The organism is Pseudoalteromonas sp. GABNS16E (genome assembly GCF_028598715.1).
Lineage (GTDB): Bacteria > Pseudomonadota > Gammaproteobacteria > Enterobacterales > Alteromonadaceae > Pseudoalteromonas > Pseudoalteromonas atlantica.
The window spans coordinates 1-613 of the sequence record NZ_JAQREZ010000155.1; the positions used below are offsets into that span (position 1 = coordinate 1).

General features: G+C 38.8%; 1 pseudogene. It reads left to right on the forward strand.

Going from position 1 to position 613, the window contains the following annotated elements:
- Positions 1-613: pseudogene (locus PSI06_RS21085) on the forward strand (copper resistance system multicopper oxidase); the annotation flags it as partial.

The window sequence follows — 613 nt, forward strand, 5'->3', positions numbered from 1 at the left end:
AGTGGCTTTCAAGAAATGACTGGCATGTACGGTGCATTAATTATTGAACCGCGAGAAAAAGATATTATTAGTGCAGATAACGAGCATGTTATTCAATTATCTGATTGGACTGATGATGACCCAATGGCGCTGTTCCGCAAATTAAAAATACAGAGTGATGTATTTAACTTCAATCAGCCCACTGTTCCAGAATTTTTTGATGACGTTTCAAATAGCGGTGTTTCGAATGCTTTGCAACGCCGCAAAATGTGGAATCAAATGAGAATGAATCCTACAGATTTAGCTGACTTATCTGCATCAGCAATGACCTTTTTAATGAACGGTAGTACGCCAATGTCAAATTGGCGAGGAATGTTTAAAGTTGGAGAAAAAGTAAGACTTAGGTTTATTAATGGCTCAAGCAATACTTTTTTTGACGTTCGTATTCCCGAACTAAAACTAACAGTTGTACAAGCTGATGGGCAAAACGTTGAACCAGTGACAGTTGATGAATTTAGATTCGGCCCTGGTGAGACCTACGACGTAATTGTTGAGCCTAAAAATGATGCCTATACGATTTTTGCTCAAAGTATGGATCGCTCTGGTTACGCAAAAGGAACTTTATCAAGCTCGC